Raw genomic sequence first — 6,000 nt, forward strand, 5'->3', positions numbered from 1 at the left:
CGCAAAGTCCACAAAGCTTTGTGAGCATGCCGCTTCCTTTGTGTGCTTAGTATTTATATTATTCCAAATTTACCAAAAATAGATCAGACGCTATACCATCTGTCAGAAACTTTCCTTTTTTTGTTGGTTTCAAAATGTTATTCTCAATAAAAACTAACTCATCATTCAGGAATTTCTGAGCTTGTTTCATCAAATAATCCAAATACATTTGTCCAAATTCTGCTTGAATTCTATCCAGTGAAACCCCCCAAATGGTTCGCAAACCGGTCATAATATATTCGTTATAACGATCCGCTTCTGATAAGATTTCAATTTCGTTTGGTAATTTACCAACCTGAATTGCTTTTAAATACAAAGGATTATTCGCAATATTCCAACTGCGGGATACACCATCATAACTGTGTGCCGAAGGGCCAATGCCCATGTATTTTTTCCCTAACCAATAAGCAGAATTGTTTTTTGAAAAGTAATTCTCTTTTCCAAAATTTGATAATTCGTAATGAATAAAACCATTCATCTCTAGTGTTTCTACTAAAATCGCAAAATGTTCCTGAGCCACTTCGTCTTTGGGCGCTTCCATTTTTCCGGTTTGAATCATTTTATTCATAGCCGTTTTAGGCTCTACCGTCAAAGCGTAACTAGAAATATGAGGAATCCCAAAAGACAACGCCTTTTTAATGTTTTGCTTCCATTTCTCATTGCTCATTCCCGGAACTCCATAGATCAAATCAAGCGAAATATTATCGAAATACTTCGTGGCTTCTTCTAAACAGTTTTGGGCTTCCGCCGAATCATGCGCCCGATTCATCATCTTCAAATCATCTTCAAAGAAAGACTGGATTCCGATGCTCAAACGATTAATTTTACTTTTCGAAAGTTCCAAAATCCGCTCACTGGACAAATCATCCGGATTGGCTTCAAGTGTGATTTCTGGGTTATCCGCAACCTCATAATTTTCATAAACTGCATCAATCAGAAAATTAATTTCGTCTGAAGTCAATACCGAAGGCGTTCCTCCACCAAAATAAATAGTCTCTATTGTATCGTTTTTAAATTCACTTTTGCGCATTTGAATTTCCTTGGCCAAAGCCAAAACCATTTCTTCTTTCTTATTCATCGAAGTCGAAAAATGAAAGTCACAGTAATGACAAGCTTGCTTGCAAAAAGGAATATGTATGTAGATTCCGCTCATAAATAGTAATCAGTTTTTAGTGTTCAGTCTGAGAGAAGTGTTCAGTGAGCAGAATTTTAGTATTCAGCTATATCTACTAACTACTCTTTTTTTACTCCAAACTTCTCGGGATTTAAAATCATATAATTAACTAGCTTTCCAACCTCAATACTTTCAGAAATAAGTTCCTGATAAATGTCAACTGAAATATATTTACAAGACAAAGCAAATTCTAACCAAACTTGTGTTTCTGAGTTTTCTCCGTCAGAATCAGTTAATTTACTATAAAAATGTTTTGGGTAAATTCTTTTTCTATATGCTTCGGCCATTGTAACGGGAACACTTCTAGATGATCGCCGAATTTGATCCGTTAGCGAATAGGTTTCCTCTTTTGGAAAAGCTTTTGTAATTTCAAAAATCTTCATTGCTAATGCAAATGATTTTTTATAAGCTAATAAATCTTGAAATCTCATATTTACATTTTATAAACTGAATACTATTTTTTAATTACTTACGCTGATTACTAAAAAACTGATCACTGAATATTATTTTAAAACTGTAACTCAGAACTGTTAACTAAATCCTGTCTTTTTTATAGTTCCTACTGACCACTAAAAATCTGTATACCCATCACTTCTTCACTCTTTCTTCATTTTGTTTTACAAAAGCATCCCAACCGGTATAGCTTTTCGTTCCAACCACTTTTCCAGAATTGAAAAAATGACAAACAGCAGCTGCCAATCCATCAGTGCTATCTAGGTTTTTAGGCAATTCCTTTAAACCTAACAATTGTTGTAGCATCTTGGCGACTTGTTCCTTGCTTGCATTTCCGTTTCCAGTAATTGCCATTTTAATTTTCTTCGGTTCGTACTCGGTAATGGGAATATCTCTCGAAAGTCCCGCTGCCATAGCAACACCTTGCGCGCGACCCAACTTCAACATCGATTGTACATTTTTACCAAAGAAAGGAGCTTCAATCGCAATCTCATCTGGATGATGCGTATCTATTAATTCAATGGTGCGTTCAAAAATACGTTTCAATTTCATATAATGGCCGTCCATTTTATTCAACTGCAATTCGTTTAACTGAATAAATTCCATTTTTTTATTGATAACTCGTATCAAACCAAAACCCATTATAGTGGTTCCTGGGTCAATTCCTAATATGATGCGTTCGTTTGCCATTTTTTTAGTTCGTTTTTTTTTGCCGCGAAGGCACAAAGACACAAAGTTTTTTTCCTTACGCAGAGCCTAGCAAAGAAGTCTCAGAGAATCGCAAAATTACTTTAATAACCTAGCGAATCTTTGCGGAAGATTTTTCGCGTTACACAAAGTATTTGCAAACCATTACGAAATAGCATTTTCACAATAGTTTTCTTTTCTTTGCCTCAATGATTTCGATTCCTCACAAAACTAAGCAATTCCTCGTAGTTCTAATCAAACTTTTGATTGTAGGCGGTGCCTTTTATTTTATTTACAACCAGCTGGCAAATAACGATAAACTCGATTGGGCTCAGTTTCTCGTTTTATTTAAGAAAAATCAGTCGGTTGCCGGAATTGGTTTCATTTTATTATTGAGTGTAATCAATAGGTATTTAGAAATTTTAAAATGGCAAAACTTAGTCTCTTATCTCAAACCCATTTCTGTAAGCGAAGCGACTAAACAAGTTCTCTCAGCACTAACAGCAGGGGTTTTTACCCCAAATGCCGTAGGCGACTATGCCGGAAAAGCCATGTTCTTTGATAAGTCAGAAACTAAAACAGTGGTATTTCTAAACTTGATTTGCAACGGAATCCAAATGGTGTTAACCGTAATCATCGGACTATTTGGTTTATTGTATTTTAATGCACAATATCATGTGATTACAACAAAAACAGCCGCAATCCTTTTTGGCATTTTAATCCTTACTTTTATTATATTATTCTCCATAAAAAAAATTACAATAAAAGGTTATTCGATTGAAAAACTAATTCATAAAATCAATGAGATTCCAAAACGGATTCACCAAAAAAATATCTTTTTAGGCATTTTTCGCTATCTCGTTTTTTCGCATCAGTACTACTTTTTGTTTCTCGCTTTTGATGTCGATTTACCCTATTTAACATTGATTTCTGCAGTAACTTGCGTTTATTTTTTAGCTTCTTCATTGCCTACATTTCAGTTTCTAGACTTTGCTGTTAAAGGGAGCGTAGCTATTTATTTGTTTGGAATTCTAGGGGTCAACGAGTGGATTGTCGTTTTTATTTCGACCTTAATGTGGTTTCTAAATGTCGTTCTGCCAGTTATTATAGGAAGTTATTATGTGCTGAATTTTAAAGTCCTCACCCCAGCCCTCTACAAAAAAGAGGGAGACGAAACCTAAAAGTGTGTTTATGCTATATGTTTTCATAATTATTATAATTATTTACTGCATTACTATTGTGTGGCTTAGTTATGGTTTTACAAAAATTAATTCCTTTGAAATTATTGGCTTAAAGCCAATCCCAATAGTCATCGGTACAAAATTCACTATCGTAGTTCCTTTTAGAAATGAAGCGGCTAACCTACCGCTACTTTTAGACAGTTTTTCTAAGTTGAATTACCCAAATCAATTATTTGAAGTTATCTTAGTCGATGACGAATCAGAAGAACAGTTTTCAGTTTCTAGCTTTCAGTTTTCAGTTCGAATAATAGACAACATTAGAGCTTCTAATTCTCCAAAGAAAGATGCAATCACCACCGCCATGCAAATCGTAAAGAGCGATTGGATCATCACCACCGATGCAGATTGTGTAGTCCCCGAAAACTGGCTTGCAACATTGGACAACTACATTCAAAACCATAATGTAAGTATGCTTGCTGGAGCAGTAACGTATGACTGCAAAAATACGTTCTTGAATCATTTCCAACAATTAGATTTAGCGAGTCTGCAAGGAGCTACCATAGGTAGTTTTGGAATTGGAAAAGGTTTTATGTGCAACGGTGCCAACTTAGCTTATACGAAATCGCTGTTTAAAGAACTGAATGGTTTTAGCGGCAATGATACCATCGCAAGCGGAGATGATGTTTTCCTGCTGCAAAAAGCGATGGCGCGGTTTCCTGACAATGTGCATTATGTGAAATCAAAAAGCAACATCATCACAACAAAACCTTTAGATGACTGGAAATCTTTATTTTACCAAAGAGCACGCTGGGCGTCAAAGACAACTTCTTATCAAAGTACTTTCGGGAAAGCATTAGGATTGATTGTTTTTGCTGGAAATTTGTGTTGGGTTTTAGGATTCCTATTTTGGTTTTTTGGCCTGATTTCGTTGTTGGATTTTGCTCTTTTGGTAGTAATAAAATTTCTAGTTGATTTTATTTTACTTTCACAGTCAAATCATTTTTTAACTCCTATGAGAATGCGTTTTGTGATTTTGAGCAGTATTTTATATCCCTTTTTTAGCGTTAGTGTAGCCTTGTATTCTTTGTTTGGAAAATATGAGTGGAAAGGAAGATCATTTTAGCTTTTAAATGGTTGTCTGAACAAAATATACTATTTACGCTACAGCCACAGCCCTAATGGAAACAACATCCATGCGTACCAGAGTTGTACCTAAGATAAAAAGGAACGCAGGAATAGCTCCTTAGTACAAATTATTCTACTTTAAGAATCACAGGAAGTATAAACTGTGTTTTTACTGGAATTCCGCGCTTGATGGCAGGGTTGACTTTTGGAAAATCAATCAATCTGGCATGTAGAATACTATCGATTTTAATGGTATCGTAAGCAACTGAATCTTTGGGAAATTGTGGCTCAAATTGCATTTTTGCATTAGGAAAAATGGTCACTTTAACCTCGATGGTGTCCAATTCAGGATACAGAATCGAAAGCGTATCACTACTCAATTTTTGCTGAATTAATTCGGTTAAATACTCAAAAAAACATCGTTGCCGTTTTGTTTTATTGTCTAATTTATCACAATCGACAAACGAAGGGTACTCATCCACTTCTTTCCAATTGATTGATTTCAACTCTTTTTGCAATAATTCCTTTTCCGAAGGCACTTGCTTTTCGAAGTACTGGCAGGAATTAAAAAGTAAGAATACTAAAAAAAAGTAATAGTGCTTCAATGTTTTGTTTTTGAATTGGAATAATATGCTATAAAAATACAATTATTATTTTTGAGATTGTTTCGAAAGCAAATAATCTTCGTAGGTTTCAACAAACCACTTTTTCTTGCTCGCTTCAGCCATTTCTTTTTGATCTGGATACAAAGACTCTAATCGATCTGAAAAAGCGGCAATTTGAATTGTCCATTTATAAAATTCTTCCTTTGTAAGGATTAAATCTGGCATTGCCTTTTTATCTAAAAACTCAAAAAAGAGGCGGTCAAAATCTTTCATCGAAAAATTCAATACTTTTGCTTTGTTCTCGTTATATATTTTTTCTTTCAAGTTGACATCACCCTTGTCTTGAGCCAAAGCCGAATTCAAAAAAAGGATTATAAAAAGCATTGAAACTAAATTTCTCATATTCATTTGATAAATGACTGCTGCATTTATTTTTTCAAAAATACAAAAATAAAATTTTATGGATACTCTTCTGTTAATCCTTGGCTTTTGTTGCATGCTTGTTGGAATTCTAGGAAGTGTACTTCCTGTTTTACCAGGTCCTGGGATTAGTTGGCTCGGACTTGTTTTTCTTTATTTTACCAACGCTGTTCCTGCTAACTATTGGATTCTTGGCATCACCTTTACGGTTACCATTATCATTTCATTATTGGAATATATAATGGATCAAGACAAAATGTTGTGGGGAAATATTAAAATCTTGATATTTGTGTTTCCAAATTATACCAAATGCAAG

General features: G+C 34.5%; 8 protein-coding genes. 3 read left to right on the plus strand and 5 right to left on the minus strand.

Annotated features, from left to right (window positions below):
* Positions 1-58 precede the first annotated feature (58 nt).
* From hemW to ruvC, 3 genes are all read right to left on the minus strand, one after another.
* Complete coding sequence (gene hemW, locus AC4PRO_RS16850) at positions 59-1,192, minus strand: radical SAM family heme chaperone HemW (RefSeq protein ID WP_492118210.1); 1,134 nt, start codon at positions 1,190-1,192, stop codon at positions 59-61.
* An 80-nt stretch (positions 1,193-1,272) separates the two neighbouring features.
* On the minus strand, positions 1,273-1,644 hold the full coding sequence (locus AC4PRO_RS16855; RefSeq protein ID WP_074724170.1) for a four helix bundle protein: 372 nt from the start codon (positions 1,642-1,644) through the stop codon (positions 1,273-1,275).
* A gap of 157 nt (positions 1,645-1,801) precedes the next feature.
* Positions 1,802-2,356, minus strand: a complete 555-nt coding sequence (gene ruvC, locus AC4PRO_RS16860) for a crossover junction endodeoxyribonuclease RuvC (RefSeq protein WP_492118211.1) — start codon at positions 2,354-2,356, stop codon at positions 1,802-1,804.
* Positions 2,357-2,562: 206 nt separating this feature from the next.
* Between ruvC and AC4PRO_RS16865 the strand changes: the two genes are divergently transcribed.
* Together AC4PRO_RS16865 and AC4PRO_RS16870 are read left to right on the plus strand one after the other, a co-directional pair.
* Complete coding sequence (locus tag AC4PRO_RS16865; RefSeq protein ID WP_492118212.1) at positions 2,563-3,534, plus strand: hypothetical protein; 972 nt, start codon at positions 2,563-2,565, stop codon at positions 3,532-3,534.
* Between the two features lie 10 nt (positions 3,535-3,544).
* On the plus strand, positions 3,545-4,657 hold the full coding sequence (locus tag AC4PRO_RS16870; protein ID WP_492118213.1) for a glycosyltransferase family 2 protein: 1,113 nt from the start codon (positions 3,545-3,547) through the stop codon (positions 4,655-4,657).
* A gap of 130 nt (positions 4,658-4,787) precedes the next feature.
* Here the strand turns inward: AC4PRO_RS16870 and AC4PRO_RS16875 are convergent, their stop codons facing one another.
* Together AC4PRO_RS16875 and AC4PRO_RS16880 are read right to left on the minus strand one after the other, a co-directional pair.
* Positions 4,788-5,264 carry a hypothetical protein gene (locus AC4PRO_RS16875; protein WP_074724220.1) on the minus strand — a complete coding sequence of 159 codons (477 nt, stop codon included), beginning with the start codon at positions 5,262-5,264 and terminating at the stop codon, positions 4,788-4,790.
* Positions 5,265-5,309: 45 nt separating this feature from the next.
* Complete coding sequence (locus AC4PRO_RS16880; RefSeq protein WP_492118214.1) at positions 5,310-5,666, minus strand: hypothetical protein; 357 nt, start codon at positions 5,664-5,666, stop codon at positions 5,310-5,312.
* A 58-nt stretch (positions 5,667-5,724) separates the two neighbouring features.
* Here AC4PRO_RS16880 and AC4PRO_RS16885 point away from each other — a divergent pair.
* A partial coding sequence (locus tag AC4PRO_RS16885) for a DUF456 family protein (RefSeq protein ID WP_492118215.1) occupies positions 5,725-6,000 on the plus strand: 276 nt, incomplete at its 3' end.

It is taken from the genome of Flavobacterium sp. DW-iso2, assembly GCF_058725285.1.